12 protein-coding genes are annotated in these 15,732 nt (G+C 66.9%); 1 reads left to right on the top strand and 11 read right to left on the bottom strand.

Translation table 11 applies throughout. The features are described 5' to 3' along the window. Positions 1-109 precede the first annotated feature (109 nt). The 6 genes from CHB73_RS13295 to tmcD form a co-directional block, all read right to left on the bottom strand. Positions 110-1,297 carry a sensor histidine kinase gene (locus tag CHB73_RS13295; protein ID WP_089275094.1) on the bottom strand — a complete coding sequence of 396 codons (1,188 nt, stop codon included), beginning with the start codon at positions 1,295-1,297 and terminating at the stop codon, positions 110-112. Positions 1,298-1,303: 6 nt separating this feature from the next. Continuing rightward, positions 1,304-3,598 carry a PAS domain S-box protein gene (locus CHB73_RS13290; protein WP_089275093.1) on the bottom strand — a complete coding sequence of 765 codons (2,295 nt, stop codon included), beginning with the start codon at positions 3,596-3,598 and terminating at the stop codon, positions 1,304-1,306. Between the two features lie 98 nt (positions 3,599-3,696). Beyond that, the gene (gene tmcA, locus CHB73_RS13285; RefSeq protein ID WP_089275092.1) at positions 3,697-4,074 is read right to left on the bottom strand and encodes an acidic tetraheme cytochrome c3 TmcA; all 378 of its coding nucleotides are present in this window, start codon (positions 4,072-4,074) and stop codon (positions 3,697-3,699) included. Positions 4,075-4,092: 18 nt separating this feature from the next. Continuing rightward, entirely contained in the window at positions 4,093-5,406 is a 1,314-nt protein-coding gene (gene tmcB, locus CHB73_RS13280; RefSeq protein WP_089275091.1) for an electron transfer complex ferredoxin TmcB, read from the bottom strand. A 21-nt stretch (positions 5,407-5,427) separates the two neighbouring features. Next, on the bottom strand, positions 5,428-6,087 hold the full coding sequence (gene tmcC / locus CHB73_RS13275; protein ID WP_089275090.1) for a TmcC family electron transfer complex membrane anchor subunit: 660 nt from the start codon (positions 6,085-6,087) through the stop codon (positions 5,428-5,430). A gap of 21 nt (positions 6,088-6,108) precedes the next feature. Further along, positions 6,109-7,368 (bottom strand): electron transfer complex subunit TmcD, encoded by a 1,260-nt coding sequence (gene tmcD, locus CHB73_RS13270; RefSeq protein ID WP_089275089.1) that lies wholly within the window; start codon positions 7,366-7,368, stop codon positions 6,109-6,111. A gap of 369 nt (positions 7,369-7,737) precedes the next feature. Here tmcD and divK point away from each other — a divergent pair, with 369 nt between their 5' ends. Further along, complete coding sequence (gene divK, locus CHB73_RS17295) at positions 7,738-8,664, top strand: DVU0259 family response regulator domain-containing protein (protein ID WP_327438389.1); 927 nt, start codon at positions 7,738-7,740, stop codon at positions 8,662-8,664. Here the strand turns inward: divK and CHB73_RS13255 are convergent. Genes CHB73_RS13255 through CHB73_RS13235 form a run of 5 tightly spaced genes read right to left on the bottom strand, consistent with a single transcriptional unit; the run spans position 8,661 to position 15,533 of the window. Further along, a complete protein-coding gene (locus CHB73_RS13255) occupies positions 8,661-9,695 on the bottom strand; it encodes a phosphatase domain-containing putative toxin (protein WP_089275088.1) in 1,035 nt (344 codons plus the stop codon). The two genes, divK and CHB73_RS13255, sit on opposite strands and share 4 nt — an antisense overlap. Before the next feature lie 15 nt (positions 9,696-9,710). Next, positions 9,711-12,176 (bottom strand): PEP/pyruvate-binding domain-containing protein, encoded by a 2,466-nt coding sequence (locus tag CHB73_RS13250; protein ID WP_089275087.1) that lies wholly within the window; start codon positions 12,174-12,176, stop codon positions 9,711-9,713. Positions 12,177-12,189: 13 nt separating this feature from the next. Then, entirely contained in the window at positions 12,190-12,549 is a 360-nt protein-coding gene (locus CHB73_RS13245) for a response regulator (protein WP_089275086.1), read from the bottom strand. 9 nt (positions 12,550-12,558) lie between these two features. Continuing rightward, positions 12,559-14,583, bottom strand: coding sequence for an ATP-binding protein (locus tag CHB73_RS13240; protein ID WP_089275085.1), 2,025 nt, complete (start codon positions 14,581-14,583; stop codon positions 12,559-12,561). Between the two features lie 5 nt (positions 14,584-14,588). Continuing rightward, positions 14,589-15,533, bottom strand: a complete 945-nt coding sequence (locus CHB73_RS13235) for a phosphate/phosphite/phosphonate ABC transporter substrate-binding protein (RefSeq protein ID WP_089275084.1) — start codon at positions 15,531-15,533, stop codon at positions 14,589-14,591. Between the last annotated feature and the right edge of the window lie 199 nt (positions 15,534-15,732).

Raw genomic sequence — 15,732 nt, 5'->3', positions numbered from 1 at the left:
TATTTTTTCGTCAGATGTCGGATGCGGCTATGATCTTATTTCAAATAGCCTTTTCCGTCAACCAGATGGGGATTCTCTCTCAGCTCAACAAAATCACACTTCTACAGTATCAATGATGAGTTTTCTCCGGTATGATTATACGAAAACAGCTGCCCGCCCCGGCCAAGGACTCGACCACGAGTGTTCCGCCATGGGCTTCCACGGTTTTTTTGCTGGCCACAAGGCCGAGGCCGCTGCCTCCGTCGCCCTTGGTGCTGAAAAACGCCGTGAACAGGCGTTCCCGGTCTTCATCCGCAATGCCGCAGCCATTGTCCGACACATCGTAGCGCACCGCGCCGTCTGGCTCGCGTTCGACGGAGAGTTCCACCCTGCCGCCGGGCCTGCCGACGAGCCTGCCGCCAGAACTGCCATCGGTCCCCGCAGGCCCGTATCCAGCGGCCAGACAGGCGTCCAGGGCGTTGCCCACCAGGTTCAGCAGGCAGCGGTGCAGGGCCTCGGCATCGAGCATGGCCGGGGCCATTCCCGGCGCGGCGCGCAGGACCAGGTCCACACCCTGTTCCTGGAACCGGGGTGCAAGCAGTTCCGCCACCTGCCGCGCGGGCAGGGCCGGGTCCGTCGGCGCGGGGCGCAACGCTTCCGGTCTGGCGATGCGCAGCATGTCCAGCGACAGGCTTTTGAGGGTGCGCACATTGGCCTCAAGCATTTCCCAGCCCTGGTCGCGCCAGGCCTTGCGGTCGGCCTCCAGTCCCTGGCGCAGCAGGAACAGGCTGCCCTCCAGGCCGCTGGCCATGTTCTTGACGGCGTGCGAAAGCCCGGCCACGGTCTGCCCCACTGCGGCCAGGCGTTCGGACGCCAGGAGTTCACGGGTCTTTTCCTCCACCAGGCGCTCCAGATTTTCGGCGTGCAGGCGCAACGCCCGGCGCATGGCGCGGCGCTCCCAGGCGCGGGAAAGGGCGATGGAGAGCGCATCGTCGCGCAGAGGCTTGGCGATGAAGTCCGCGGCGTCGAGCTTGATGCCCTGGATGGCCAGATCCATGTCGCCATGGCCGGTGATGAGCACCACCTCGCACTCCGGGTCCAGGGCCTTGACCGCCTGCAGCAGGGCCAGCCCGTCCATGCCGGGCATCTTGACATCGGTGACGACGATATCCGCGGGCTCTTGCCGGAACAGCGCCAGGGCCTCCTCGCCGCTGGCTGCCGCGCGCACCCTCCAGCCCATGTCGGCCAGGGTCAGGGCCAGCACGCGGCGAATGCCTTCCTCGTCGTCCACCAGCAGCAGGGAGCGCGCCTCGTCCATCGGGCCTTATCCTCCTTCCCGGGCCTCGTGGAGCACGGGCAGGTCGATGATGAAGTGCGCGCCCTCGCCCGGCGCGGATTCCACGACGATGCTTCCGCCGCAGTCCTGGACAATGCCGTAGCTGATGGACAGGCCCAGGCCCGTGCCCGTGCCCACGCGCTTGGTGGTGAAAAACGGCTCGAATATTTTCTCCCGCACACCCGGGGGGATGCCCCCGCCCGTGTCGGCGATCTCCAGTCGGACGGCCCCCTTGTGCAGCCTGGCCGAAAGGCTGATGCGCTTGGCGCCCTTTGGCGGCGCCGCGCCGCCCTTGGCGCCCCATTTGTCCTCAATGGCGTCGCGGGCGTTGAGCAGCATGTTGATGAACACCTGCTCCAGCCTGCCCGCATCGGCCATGACCTCGGGCAGGTCGGGCTCGATGTCCAGGGCCACTTCGATCTCGCGCAGCTTGAATTGCTGGCTGAAGATGTCCAGCGACCGCGCGAGGATGCCCCCCACGTCCACGGGTCCGAGCTTCATTTCCGGCTTGCGGCCGAACTCTCTGAGATGGTTTATGATCTTGCTGGCCCGGTCCACATGGGCGTCCACCTCCTGGGCCAGGGTGGTCAGGATGTCGCGGGGGATCTCCTCCCCGCGCTCCGCCTTGCGGCGGATGAAGCTGGACGCGGTCTTGATGACGGTAAGGGGCTGGTTCAACTCGTGGGCCATGCCTGTGGCCATTTCGCCCAGGGTGGCCATCTTGGAGGCCTGGATCAGCTGCTGCTCGGTCTCCAGGCGCTTGGTCATGTCGCTGGTGGTGACGAGCAGCACCTTCTGCCCGCTGAACTCCGAGGGCGACAGCCGCACGGTGACGAACAGCCTGCGGCCGTCCTTGGCGATGTTGATCAGCCGGTCGTGCAGGCTCTTTTGCCTGAGCTTGAGCTTGTGGCTCTCGCGGTCCTCTTCCGGGAACAGCCGCAAAAAGCTCTGGCCGAGAAGTTCCGCCCGCTCAAACCCGTACACCGGCTTCACGGACTCGTTGCAGTCCAGAATGCACAGGGTGTCCTGGTCCAGCACGAACACGGGGTTGGGTATGTTCTTGAAGATGGCGAGGTGCTTGCGCTCGCTTTTCTCCAGCTTTTCCTCCAGTTGCTTGCGGCTGGAGATGTCCAGACACATCTCCATGGCGGCCACCACCTGGCCTTCTGCGTTGCGAATGGGCGAACTGGTGACGAGCCAGTGCCGCATGACGCCGTCGGCGTCCTGGCCGGACTCCTCGCTGGTGAAGCTGCGGCCGGTCTCGAAGGTTTTCTCCACCGGGCAGTTGGGGCACTTGTCCGCGCGGCCCTTGTAGGCGTGGAAGCAGGTGTCGCCGGGGCGGGGCCGGAACGTGTCCCGAAATTCCTGGTTGTAGCGCAAGAGACGAAAATTCCTGTCCTGCACGGTGATGATGCAGGGCACCTGTGAAAACAGCGCCTGATATTCGTCGCGCTGGCGGTTCAACTCGATCTGCTTCTCGCTGATGCTTTCGCCCATGCGCTCGATGGTGTGCACCAGAGCGCCCATCTCGTCCGGCTGGTCGATGTCGATGCGGGTGCACTGGCCGCCCTCGGCGATGAGCTGCGCCCCGGTGATGACCTTGCGGATGGGCCGGATGACGAAACGGCGCATGAAGAAAAAGATGGCCAGGCCCATGCCCGCCAAGGCCGCGAGGGTGAAGCCCGCGCTCCTCGCCTTGAGGGCGGCGATCTCCCGGTCGGTCGCATCCAGCGAGAGCACAACGTCGATGACGCCCAGAACTTTTTGCTCAGGCGGATGGAAGTGGCAGTCTCCGGCGCAGCCTGGCTCGTTCTGGATGGGGCTGATGATGCCCAGGCGGCGCTGGCCGGAGGCATCGGTAAAGATGCGCGTGCGGCGTTCCAGGGGAGCGCTGGCCGGAGGCGGCGCGGACTGGTGGCACACCAGGCAGCCGGGCGCGCGCTGAGCGACCACGGCATCCACCTCGGCGGCCCTATTGGAGAACTGTATGGCCCCCTGCTTGTTGACGATGCGCACGGCCTCAATGCCTGGCTGGGAGCCGATGTTGGTGATGATCTGGCTCAGGTCGTCGCGCGAGTTGATCATCATGGCATAGCGCGTGCCAAGCTTGATGGTGGTGCCGAGGCGGTCGGCCTCGTTCACCACGTAGCTCATGAGGATGTCTTCTTGGTGGCGGATGGCGAAGTAGGACAGGGCAGCCACGCTCAAGACCAACGAGAGGCCAGCCGTGGCGATGAGCTTGAGGGCGAGGCTAGTGCGAAGCAGGGACCAGGGAGTGCGCATCCCCTGTCTATTTGCCGGAAGCAGCGCTCCGGTCAAGGGGTGCGCCGGGCCGGAAGCGGACGAATGGACTCGTCGGCCTCCGGCCCGGAGCGTGGAATCTAGCGCTTATGGCACTGCCCGCAGGCGATGGGGCCCTTGCCCTTTTCCTGGTGGCAGCCGATGCACTGCTTGTGATAGGCGTTGGTCAGGTCCGTGCCCTTGCCGGTCTTTTCCAGCTTGTGGCAATCGGCGCAGGGGGTTCCCTCGGAGGAAACGGTCTTGTCCTGCTTGCCGTCGGCCCCGCTGTGGTGGCACACCGCGCAGTCGTCGATCTTGGCCTTTTCGTTGTGCTCGTCGTGCTTGAACTGGGCGGCGGGGCGGGTAAGCTTGCCGAAGGCCGCCGGAGCCAGGGTCGTCATGTCCGCCTGGGAAAGCGCGGCCTGGGCAAAGGCCAGGATGAGCGCGGCGGACAGCAGGATCGGGAGTGTGCGTTTCATTGCTCTCTCCTCCACGGCCTAGGGCTTGACCATGCATTCATAGATGATGTCGCCCAGGAACTTGATCTCCATGCCCAGCTTGTAGCTGTGCACGGTGTCCTCCAGGCCTCCGTGGCAGTTGTGGCAGGGGGCGATGATGGTCTTGGCCCCCGTGGCCGCGAGTTCGTCGGCCTTGGCCTTGCTGCCGGCCACGCGCACGTTCTTGAACGGGGGGCCGCAGTTGATGACGCCGCCGCCCGCGGTGCAGCACATGTTGTGCTCGCCGTGGGAGGCCGTCTCGATGATGTCGCCATCAATGAGGAAGCGCACCAGTTCTCGCAATTTCTGGTGCAGGCCGCGGCCGCGCACCACATTGCAGGGGTCGTGGATGGTGACCGGGCCGGGGTACTTCTTGGCCATGTTCAGCTTGCCGTCGCGCATGAGCTCCCAGAAGAACTCGATGGAGTGCACCACCGGCACGGGGTGCATCTTCCAGCCCACCCAGCGGTTGCCGTTGTCGTACACGCTGCGGAAGGCGTGGCCGCATTCGCCCATGACGATGCGCTTGGCCTTGAGCTTCTGGGCGCTTTCGAAGTGCCTGCGCTTGAGGCGTCCCATCATCTCGAAGTCGCCTGTGTACATGCACATGTCCGAGTTGTCCCAGCCGGGCTCGGAGGGCATGGTCCAGTCAAGGCCGGCCATATGGAAGATGGCCGCGGCCTGGTAGATGAGCTGGGTGCGGAACTTGGGCTCCGGCGCGATGACCGAGTAGTAGATGTCCGCGCCCTCTTTATCGAGGGGGATGCGCAGACCGGGGAACTCGTCGCGCGCCTCTTCCTCCTGCCACTGCAGGGTGTCCGGCCATTCGTCGTCCTTTACCCACATCTGGTTGAAGGTGGCGCTGTGGCTGTGGGCGGTGTCCTGGATGTACTGCGGGGTGACGCCCAGCTTGTGGCAGATGCGCCGGACCATGCTCATGATGTAGCCGGTATCGATGCCGATGGGGCAGTAGTGCACGCAGCGGCGGCACAGGTTGCACTCGGTGTAGGCGAGCTGGGCCATGCCGTAGACAAAGTCCGGGCTGACCTTGCCGCCGGTCTTCAGGAGCACGCCCATGGTCTGGTGCACCTTGCCGGCCGGGGTGTAGCTGGGGTCGCCGGGATGCGAACGCGAGAAGTGGCACGCCTCGGCGCAGAGGCCGCAGCGCATGCACGTCTCGGCGTAGGCCTTCAGGCGCGCGCCGGTTTCTCCGCGGATGACGGAATTGACGGTTTTCTCGATTTGCTCCGGGGTGAGTTTGGAAACCCCCCGCCGGAGCCCAACGTCTTCGATGAGTCTGTCTTCAATGCCCATGTGTCGCTCCTCCTTGGGGAGTTACCAGTCGCGCGCATGGCGCACGCCGCCGAACTCCGAGCCCATGTAGGCGCGGGTGAACACGGCGAAGACCATGTGGGAAAGACGGGTGAAGGGGATGGCCGCAAGCATGATCTCGCCGGTCACCACGTGCAGGATGATCATGAGATCGTAGCCGCCCAGCTGATGGTAGGCCAGAAAGCCGGTCAAAAACGGGGCGAGCACGATGACAAGCGCAAGCCAGTCCTGGGGCGTGGTGATGTACCGCACCTCGGGCTGCAGGATCCTGCGGCCGGCGAAAAACAGGCAGACGGCGATGACCAGCATGGTCATGATGTCCGCCACGGAATCGGGGATGGTGACGTAGCTGATGCCGAAGAACTGCTCCCACAGCATGACGTGCGCCACCAGGAAAATGGGGGCAAGCACAAGGCAGATGTGAAAGGCGAAGGTGGCCACGGTCATGGCCGGGTTCTTCTTCCAGCCCAGGGCGTTGAAGGGAATGAGCCAGTTGATGATGGAGCGCAGGGAGTAGCCCCAGCTCATGAAGGCCAGGGCAGCGGCCTCCTTCTTTTTCGCCAACTGGTACATGGAGAAAAGCCGCCAGGCCGATCCCAGGAGAAATATCCCCCAGGCGACCCAGGCCAGCGGCCCGGTGACAAATTCATACGCGGCATTCATGTCGGTTCCTCCTTGGCGGGGTTAGGCCTGGCCCACGTCGGCCACGATGCGCACGACGGAACCTTTGTCGATGCCGCGGATGAGCAGCTTCTTGCCATCCTGGCTGAAGGCGGGCGCAAACACCTGGTCAAAATCGCGGGAATAAGGTTTGCCGTCCACCACAACGCTTTCGCGCTTGCCCTTGCGCACCTTGACGGCCACGTGCCCGCCAGCGGCGCTCAGCACCGGGGTCCAGGCCATGTCCCATACGCCGGACCAGGCGCGGCCATTGACCAGCACCTGCCAATCGTCGTTGTCCACGCAGCCCAGGGCGGCCACGGTCGCGCCGTCGCGGCTCACGACCAGGTCGGTCACCACCGGGAAGCGCAGGCTCCAGGACTGTCCGTTGACGGCCACGGAGAAGCAGCCGAACTCCGGCGCCACAATGGCCGCGATGGTCTTGCCGTCCTGGCTGATGACATGGTTCCAGCACTGCACGAACTTGGGCTCCCAGATGATCTGACCATCCTGGGCCATGCCCCAGCCGCTCGCCAGGCGCACCGGGGCCACCACCTTGCCGGAGGCCGGGTTGAACCGGGGCTCCCACACGCAGCCGTAGGACTCGCTCCAGGGCGTGCCGTCCACAACGATGGTGTAGTCGTAGAGGCTTGTGCGGGCCTGTGCGGCCACGCGCTGTCCCTGGGCGTCAAAGGCCGGGGTCCAGCAGTTGACGAACTGCTTCTCCCAGGCCTGGCCGTTCACGGCCACGCCGAACACGCCCTTCTGGAAGGCCTCCGTGTCAGCGGGCTTGAGGGACTCAAGCTGCACCACCAGGGCGGAGGACTTGCCGTCCGCCGACAGGGCGCACTGGCTGCCAGTCTCGAAAAGTGTCTCCCAGGGCGTGCCATCGGTGCAGACGCCGTATTCGCCGCCGTTCTGGATGCAGGCGGCGATGACGTCGCCCGCCTCGGAAAAACGGGTGCCCCACAAATAATCGAAGCTCTCTTCCCAGGTCTCGCCGTCCACGGCCAGGGTCCACACGCCATCCTGCTGCACGATGGCGGTGAAACGTCCGTCCGGGCTGAACTGCGGCAGCCAGGCCTTGTCAAAGCTGCCTTCCCAGGCCTCGCCGTTGACAAGGACGCCCGCGCCGCCCTCCTCCAGGCCGACAATGACCCCCACGCGCTCGCCATCCGGAGAGACGTGGAATTCCTCAAGCCAGGCGACCCCCTCCGGCCGCTCCAAGGACCCGAGGATCACGCGCTGTCCTGTTTCCCAATCCCACAAAGCTGGTGGATGCATGCCGCTTACCCTCCCGCACGCCTTCGTGCGACTTGTAATGTGCTCACACTGAAAAACTCGGCAAAAATGAACGTTCCGCGCCAAAGGCGGCGCCATGCCCGACACGACCCGCCCTTTCTTCGTTCACCAAATGCAGTTTCACCCACAACTCTGCCACAGTATTCGCTTTGTGGGAAGCCCTTTTCGCCCCTTTTGTTTACCTACAACAAAAGTATGGTTATACTCTTTAAACATACTTTGCAGGTGTGGGTTGAAGGGCTCCAGAAAACGCTGTACTCAATACCCTGGGACATCTCAGGGGCGCGGAAAAGCCCGCCACGATGGTCACACAATACTGTTTTTACACGCTTTTATTCTACGGAGACGCGTATGCGGCTGACGACCAAGGGGCGTTACGGGATGCGGCTGGTGCTGGACATCGCCCAGCACGAACAATACGGGCCTGTCTCCATGGCGGAAACCGCCCTGCGGCAGGATATTTCCGCAAAGTACCTGGAGCGCCTGGTGGGCGAGCTGCAGCGGGCGGGCATTGTGCGCAGTCTGCGCGGCCGCGAGGGCGGGCACCTGCTGGCCGTGCCGCCGGAAAAGATCACCGTGGGCGACATCGTCCGCGTGCTGGAGGGCGAAAGCGCGCAGCTGGCGTGCAGCCACAACCGTCTGGCCTGCCCGCGCTCCGCGAACTGCCTTACCCGCGCCATATGGGTGGCGGCCGACCAGGCCATGTTCGAAAAACTCGACTCGGTCACCGTGCGCGACATCATGGTTGACGGGCTCAACTGCCTGTCGCGCAAGGAGGCCGAGCAGGCCCGGCCGGCGCACAGCCTGCCCCAGGCACCGGCCCAGCCCATGGACGGCGCCACCCGCAGGCGCGCCGTGCGCCGCATCATGCGGCAGCGCCCGGCCCTGGCCGCGGCGCAACCGCCCAGGGCCCAGGACGCCCCCAAGAAGATCCTTGTGGTGGACGACGATCCGGACATCGTGGAATACTTGGTGAACATCTTCCGCGACCGCGGCTACGACACCTGCTGCGCCTCCGGCGGGGTGCAGGCCACGGAAATGCTCATCAAGGAGAACCCGGACCTCATCACCCTGGACCTGGAAATGCCCGAGGAATGGGGCCCGCGTTTCTACAACCGCTATTCCCGAATGCCCGAATACAAGCACATCCCGGTGGTGGTCATCAGCGGACTGCCCGGCATCCACATGGCCATACCCAAGGCCGTGGCCACGGTGCGCAAGCCTTTCGACCCGGCCGAGGTGCTGCGCGTGGTGGAGGACGCCATCGGCGCGCCCTAGCCGTTGTCCCCGCCCGCGGCAGCGGCGGTGTCGGCATGGGTCCGCTGCCAGTCGAAAAAGGCCTGCACGTAGCGGCCGGTCACCACGTCCGCCATGCCAAAATCCGGAAAGCCCTCGGGCATGAACTGCCCGCTCAAGGCCTGGTATACCTCCCGCGAGAGCTTCAGCAGCGCCGGGGCCAGGGTCTGGTCCCACAAAGCGCGCCGCCGCGCCTCGGGCAGGTCATGCACCCGGCAGGACAGGGGCCGCAGGTCAAAGGCCGCGCAGGCTCCGTTTTCAAGCAAGGGGCAGGGCCCGCCGCCCTGGCGCCGCTCCGTGGCGCGGCCGATGGCTCTGGCGCGGGCCTCGCTGGACAGGGCCGCCCCAAGCCCGGCGTTGACGCGCACCGCCTCCGCCAGGGTCAGGCGCGGCGGGGTCTCGCAGCAACGTGCGTGCGTTTTGCCGCACTCCCCGTCCGTGCCGCTCTGGGCCGCCTCTTCTGCCGCCTGCTCCAGCAGGCGCGCGTAGTCGGCGAAAAACGGCCGCATGTCCACCTGGAAGCGGTGCTCCAGGGTGGGCTGGCGCAGGGTGAGCCGCCGGGCCGTGCTGCCGTAGCGGCGCACCGCGCGCCACTGGCGGAAATTGGCGGGCTGGGAGCGCAGGCCTAGCAGTTTGCGCCAGGCGAGCAAATGCCCCAACCCCCGGCGCAGCAGATAGGCGTTCAACACCGTTCCCGTGCGGCCGATGCCGTGGCGGCAGTGGATGTACACCTTGCGGCCCAGATAGGTGGCCTCGTCCAGCCAGGCGAGCGCCTTCTCCAACTCGGCCAGGTCCGGGGCCTCCTCGTCGGCGATGGGCAGATGGTAGACCTCGAAGCCCGCGGCCGACTCGATCTCGTGCAGATCCGTGAATTCCTGGCACAGGTTCAGAATGGCGCGCACTCCCTGCCTGCGCAGGGAATCGAGCGCCGCATGGCTCATGGGCGCGGCGCCCACGCCCAGATGCTCGGTGATCCAGGTGACGGGAAAGACATCGGAACGCGTCGCAGCCATGAAGGCCTCCTGGCCTCAGCTAGCACGAAGCACTTCCGAGAGGAAGGCCTCGGCCTCGCGTTCGGCCTGACTGGCGTCGGCCAGGCGCATGTCCATGAGCCGCGTGCGGGCCAGAAGCCGCCCGAGAACGGCCAGATTTGCGCGGGTCGCCTCCAGCCCGGCCCTGGCGAAGCGCGCGTCCAGCATGTCGCCACGGGTGCGCACGGCGAAGCCCACCCCGGCAAGCACCCGGCTGATGAACAGCAGCCGGAGCAGCTTTTGCTCCTCCAGCCCGCCGCCGCCCTTGAAGCGCAAGCCCACATAGTTGGCCTCGGGCCTTGGGCCGCACAGGCTGTCCAGCACGGCGAAATGGTAGCCGAAACGCACCAGCAGATGCAGATAGTCCGCGGAGCACAGGGCATAGCTCGCCAGAAGCTTGCCTCCGGGCCGGAAAATGCCCGCGCTGACCCGGTCGAACTCCTCCCAGTCGCAATGGGGCAAGCTGGAATCCCAGCGCTCGCCCGCATGGGCCAAGCCGCTCCAGAAGGCGGTCAGGGGCACGCTGGCGAAATCCTCGGGCCGGACATCGTCCCCGGCCCGGCCAGGCGCAAAGCCGCCGCCCAGGTCCAGCAGATACATGGACAGCGGCAGGGGGCTTGCAAGCCGCCTGGCGCCGTGCATTCCCCGGCCCCCGCGCCCGGCAAGGGAAAACATCTCGGCCACGGCCTTCTCGTGGCAATAGCGCACCACGTCGTGCAAAGAGCGGCACCCCTGGGGCGAAAAGTCCGGGCTCTCCGGATCCGTAAGGCCCAGGCTGCACACCAGCCGCGCCAGTTGCCCGAAGCGCTCCGGCAGGCGCTGCGACCTGCTCCCGGCGGCGGGTTCGGCGGCAGCTCCGGGCGCGGGCGCTTCCCCCACAGGGCAGGCCCCGGCGAACACCGCGCCCGCATCGGCGTCCACCGTGACCAGCCGCCCATGTTCCAGGCCGCGCAGTTGCTCTTCCCCGCCCACAAGCACGGGCAGGCCGAACTCCCGGGCGATGGAGGCGAAATGGCTGGCCCTGCTGCCGCAGGAGGACAGCACCGCCCTGGCCCGGCCCACGCAGCGGGCAAGGGATGGGGACAGATGCCCGGCAAGGACCACCGCGCCCGGCGGCACCCCGCTGGGATCGGCCTGGCCGTCGAGCCGGAACAGCTCCCCGGCCGCCAGACCGCCGCTCACGCGGCGCAGGCCCACGGCCAGAGGCTCCAGACCACAGCCCGCTCCGGCGTCCACGCCGCGCTCCGGGAGGTCCGTTTGGGGCAGATGCGGACGGGACTGCAACACCAGCACCCGGCCCTCACGGTCCACGGCCCACTCCACCTCTTGCGGGCAGCCGAAGCGCTCCTCCAGGGCCAGGGCGGCGCGCACCAGCCCGGCCAGGGTCTCGGGGGCGAGTTCCGGCTCGCGCGGGCCGTGGTCCTCCAGCACTTCCGGGCGCTCCCCGCGCGAGAGGCGCAGGCAGCGCGGGGCCACGCTCCCGGCCATGAGCCTGTCGCCCAGCCCGGCCAGGGCAAAGACGCTCACCGCCGCCGCCTGGCCCTCATCGCGGGAGAACAGCGCCCCGGCGCACCGCGCGTCCACCATGGGCATCACCAGCACGGCCATGGGCGTCTCCTCGTCGCGCAGGCCGTGCAGAATGCGGTACACCACGGCCCTGGGCCGATACTTTGCCGCCGCCACCCGCAGCCAGGCCCCGGCAAGACCGTCCGGGGCCACATGCAGTTCGCTGGCGTACTGCCCGGCGAAGGAGAGGCCGCCGTCCTCGCCCACGGCGGAACTGCGCACGGCGAACGCGCCGCCGCCGAAACCCGGCAGCGAGGAAACGCGGTCAAGGGCGGCCTTCACGGCCTGGGGCAGGCGCGCGCCAAGCACCATGTCGCGCAGGTCGCCGCACAGGGCGGCCAGGCGCTCGGGCCGCTCCAGGTCGATTTGGCGCAGCAGGCGGTCCAAGCGCGGCCGCAGGGCGTTGGACTCTATGAGCAGGGAAAAGGCGCGCGCGCTGACGGCCACGGCCAAGGGCACCGGCAGCCCCAGGCTGGCGGCCAAGGCCAGGTTGGCGGCCTTGCCCCCGGCCTGCTCGGGGCGGTCCAGGCACTGGGCGAGGGACAGCAGGTAGGGCGGCCCCGTGGGCGGCGGCGGATGGTCCAACAGCGGGTCCAGTTCCGCGCCGATGCGTTCCAGCACGGGCGCAAGGCCCTGGTAGCGGCCGGGCTGCATGGCGTCCAGGCGCTGGGTTACGGCCTGCACCGTGGCCAGAAGCCGCTGGCACAGCCAGGGCACCCGGGCCGGGTCCGCCGGACGCCCCGCGTACAGAACCTCTTCCAGCTCGGCGATGAGCACCTGGCTCTTTTCGTCGGCGTCGAGCAGCCCCTTGAAGTCCTCGTACTTGGCGCGCAGGTGCGCGGCCGGCGCAAAAATGCGCCGGGGCCAATGCCTGAGCAGGTCGCGCAGCACGCCCATGGCCGCCTCCCCCCTACTCCTGCAGCACCGCGGCCACCTTGGCCTCCAGCTCCTCCCGGTCGATGGGCTTGACGCAGTATTCCCGCGCGCCAAGCTGCAGGGCCTGCCTGGCGGTCTCCAGGGTGGGGTAGCCGGTCAGCATGATGGCCCGCGTGCCGGGGGATATCTTGCGAATCTCCTCCAGCACCTCCACGCCGGTCATCTTGAGCAGCTTCACGTCCAGGATGGCCAGGTCCACAGGATGCTGGCGCACATGCTCCACGGCCAGCTCCTCGTCGGTGAAGGCCTCCACCTGGTGCCCCAGGCGGGAGAGCATCCGCTTGATCATGATGGCCGCGTCGGCCACGTCGTCTAAAACGATGATGGACGCCATGGGCGCTCCTTACGGTGTTGGAGGTTCCTTGCGGGCCGACGCCGCGGCCAGTGGAAGCAGGACGCGGAACACGGTTCCCGGCCCTGCCGCGCCCGGTGCGCCCGGTCGCAGGCTTTCCGGGGCTGGGCTCTCCGCCTCGATGACGCCGCCGTGGTTCTGGATGATGCCGAAGGACACGGACAGCCCCAGGCCCGTGCCCTCGCCCACGCCCTTGGTGCTGAAGAAGGGGTCGAAGATCTTGCCCAGGTGCTCCGGGCTGATGCCCGTGCCGGAATCGGCCACGCAGACCTCGGCCAGTCCTTCGGATGCGCGCTGGCGCGTGCGCACGCGGATGGCCCCCCCGCCGGGCATGGCGTCGCGGGCGTTGTTCAGCAGGTTCATCCATACCTGGTTCAGCTTTTCCTTGTCGCCCACTATGCCCGGCAGGCCATCGGCCAGATCGAGCTCAAGGGCGACCTTCTCCAGGCTGAAGGTGTGGCGCACCAGGGAGCTCACCTCCCGCACGGAGGCGTTGAGGTCCACCTCGCCCATGCTGGACTCGTGCTGGCGCGAAAAACCGAGCAAGTCGGCCACGATCTTGCGGCAGACCTTGGCCTGGCGCTCGATGATCTTGAGGTCCTGGCTCAGCTGGCCCTCCGGGGGCACATCGTCCTGCAATAGCTGGGCATAGCCCAGGATGATGCCCAGGGGGGTGTTGATCTCGTGGGCCACGCCCCCGGCCAGCTTGCCCAGGGACTCCATCTTCTGGGCCTGCAGCAGCTTCTCCTCTATGCTCTTGACCTCGGTGACGTCGCGGGCGGTCTTGAGGATGCCCAAGGCCCGGCCGGAGGCGTCGCGCACGGGCACGTCCACCTGGTGGAACCAGCGCCTGCCCCAGGGGGTGCGCGCCGCGGTCTCGGCCTGCTCCCCCCGCTCCGAGGCGAGCACGGCCAGATTGCGCTCCCGCCTGACCGTCGCCTCCTCCGGGGGGAACAATTCGTGCTCCAGGCGGCCCACGATTTCGCTTTCAGGCTTTTCCAGAAACGCCGCGAAGGCGCGGTTCACCGCCAGCACGCGGCCATGCGGATCAAGCAGGCACACCAGGTCCGGGGTGGCGTCCAGGATGGTGCGCATGAGCTGCTCCTGCCGGGCCAGGGCGCTGATCTGCCGCTTCAGGGTCATGGCCATGATGCCGAAGGTCTCCGCCAGGTCCTGGATCTCGTCGCCCGCGTTCTCGCGGTACACGGGACAGCGGTGGCAGGCCTTGCGGCCGTTGTTGTCGGCCGGGGCGCAGTCCGGACACAGGGTGCCCTGCATGTGCCAGCAGCGGTGCCTGGGCTTGCCATAGGCCGGGCATTCCTGACGCTTGCAGTCCATGATCTCCCAGCAATTGCGCTCCAGGGTGGAGGCGGTCTCGATGTCCAGGTTCCCCCGCACGACCTCCTGCGCGTACTGCTTGAGCACGTTGAGCCGACGGGTGACGCGGCGGGCGAACATGGTGCTGAGCAGGATGGCGGCGGCCAGCGCGGCGGCCGAAAGCCCGGCGAAGGTGACCAGCAGGCTGCGCACCTGGGCCTCGGCCCGCGAACGCGAAAGCCCCAGCCGCGCGGTGCCGAAGCGCCGACCGGAGATGGCCACCGGGGCGGCGAAGTCGTACACCAGCTCCTGGCCGGTATCGAGCAAGGTGATGTTGGCCCCGTCCCCCTGGGCGGCGTTGGCCCGTGCAAGGGCCACGGGGAACCCCTTCTGGAACGTGTGCACCAGGACGTTGCCGTTCTCGTCCTGCACAAAGGCGTACAGAATGTCCTGGCCAACCACGGTAAGCTCGTCCACCATGGTCTTCATGCGCAGCAGGTCCATGGTGAGCATGGCGTCGGCCAGGCGCAGGGACAGGTTTTCCGCCAGCACCAGGCCGCGGTTCTTGGCCTCGGCCAAAATGGCGCGGCTGGCCATGCGGCTCACGGGGATGGCGGTCATAAGGGCCACGGTCACCACGATGAGAAAGATGCCGAGGCCGATCTTGGCCTGAAAGGAGAGCTTGGACAGCACCCGCATGGCCGCTACTCCAGCCCAAGCGTGCGCACCAAATCGCGCACTGGATCGAAGTCGCGGTCCGTCGCCGGGATGATGCGGGCCAGCCTGGCCTCTTCCAGAATCTTGGCGTGCTCGGGATTGCGCGGGTCCAGGGCGAACATGGCCTTGGCAATCTTGTCCACGGTGGCGGGATCAAGCCCCTTGCGCGCCGCGAAGAGCCACTCCGGGTAGGCCCTGGTGCGTCCAAGCACGCGTATCTGGTCCATGTCGATGCGGCCCTTGAGCACGTCGAGCGTGCCCTCGCGTATGGTGCCGAAGTCGTACTTGCCCGCCAGCACGGCCAGCACCACGTTCTCCTGCTTGCCGCCGGGGCCCGGCGCAAAAGCTATCTCCGCGAAGTCGCCACGGTTGATGCCAAGGTCATGGAAATGGGCCAGGGCGAACAAATAGCCGCCGGCCGAGATGGGGTCCACGGCGATCCAGCGCTTGCCCCGGCAGTCAGCCAGGGTGGAGAACTCGCGATTGTCGCTGCGGCAGATGATCTCGCTGCGGAACTCCGCGCGGCCGGACGAGCGCACCGTGCGGGCGAAACACGTCGCCCCCTGCCTGGCCAAGCGGATGTAGACGAACGGATTGCTGAAGGAAATGTCGATCTGCCCCTGGGCCACCATCTTCACATGCTCGTCAAAGGTGTCGGGAAACACCTGGCGCAAGGGCAGGCCCGTGCTCCGCGCAAGATACTCCACCAGCAGATGATGGCGCTGATACGAGGTGGTGTGGGAATACTGCGGCAGATAGGCGTACGTAAGCCCGCCCAGAGGCGGCGGCGGAGAGGTCTCCTCCCGACTCTGCAGGTCCACCCGTGTGGCGGGCTCCTGGTCGGAACAGCCCAGGCACAAGAGCAGCAGCACGGCGACCCCAAGGCGGAACACCCCCACGGACAACGCCCGCCGACACGCTCCATCGCCCATACGCCCCTCCCCGCAGCGCCAAGGCGAGACACAGAGCCAGGCGCCGCTTCATCCCGCCATATCACGCTTTTCATGAAATGGAAACGCCCCGGCGTAGAATCGCGGGCACAACGCCCTGCCCATTTCATGCTCCGCAGGCCAGGGGCTTGCGCGCCCCTGGACCCGCGTGAACGGGGACAGGACAGCGCCTCCCCCCCCT

It is taken from the genome of Humidesulfovibrio mexicanus (assembly GCF_900188225.1).
Taxonomy (GTDB): domain Bacteria; phylum Desulfobacterota; class Desulfovibrionia; order Desulfovibrionales; family Desulfovibrionaceae; genus Humidesulfovibrio; species Humidesulfovibrio mexicanus.
The sequence above is the reverse complement of the archived record's forward strand: the minus strand, read 5'-3'. Positions and strand labels throughout refer to the sequence as shown.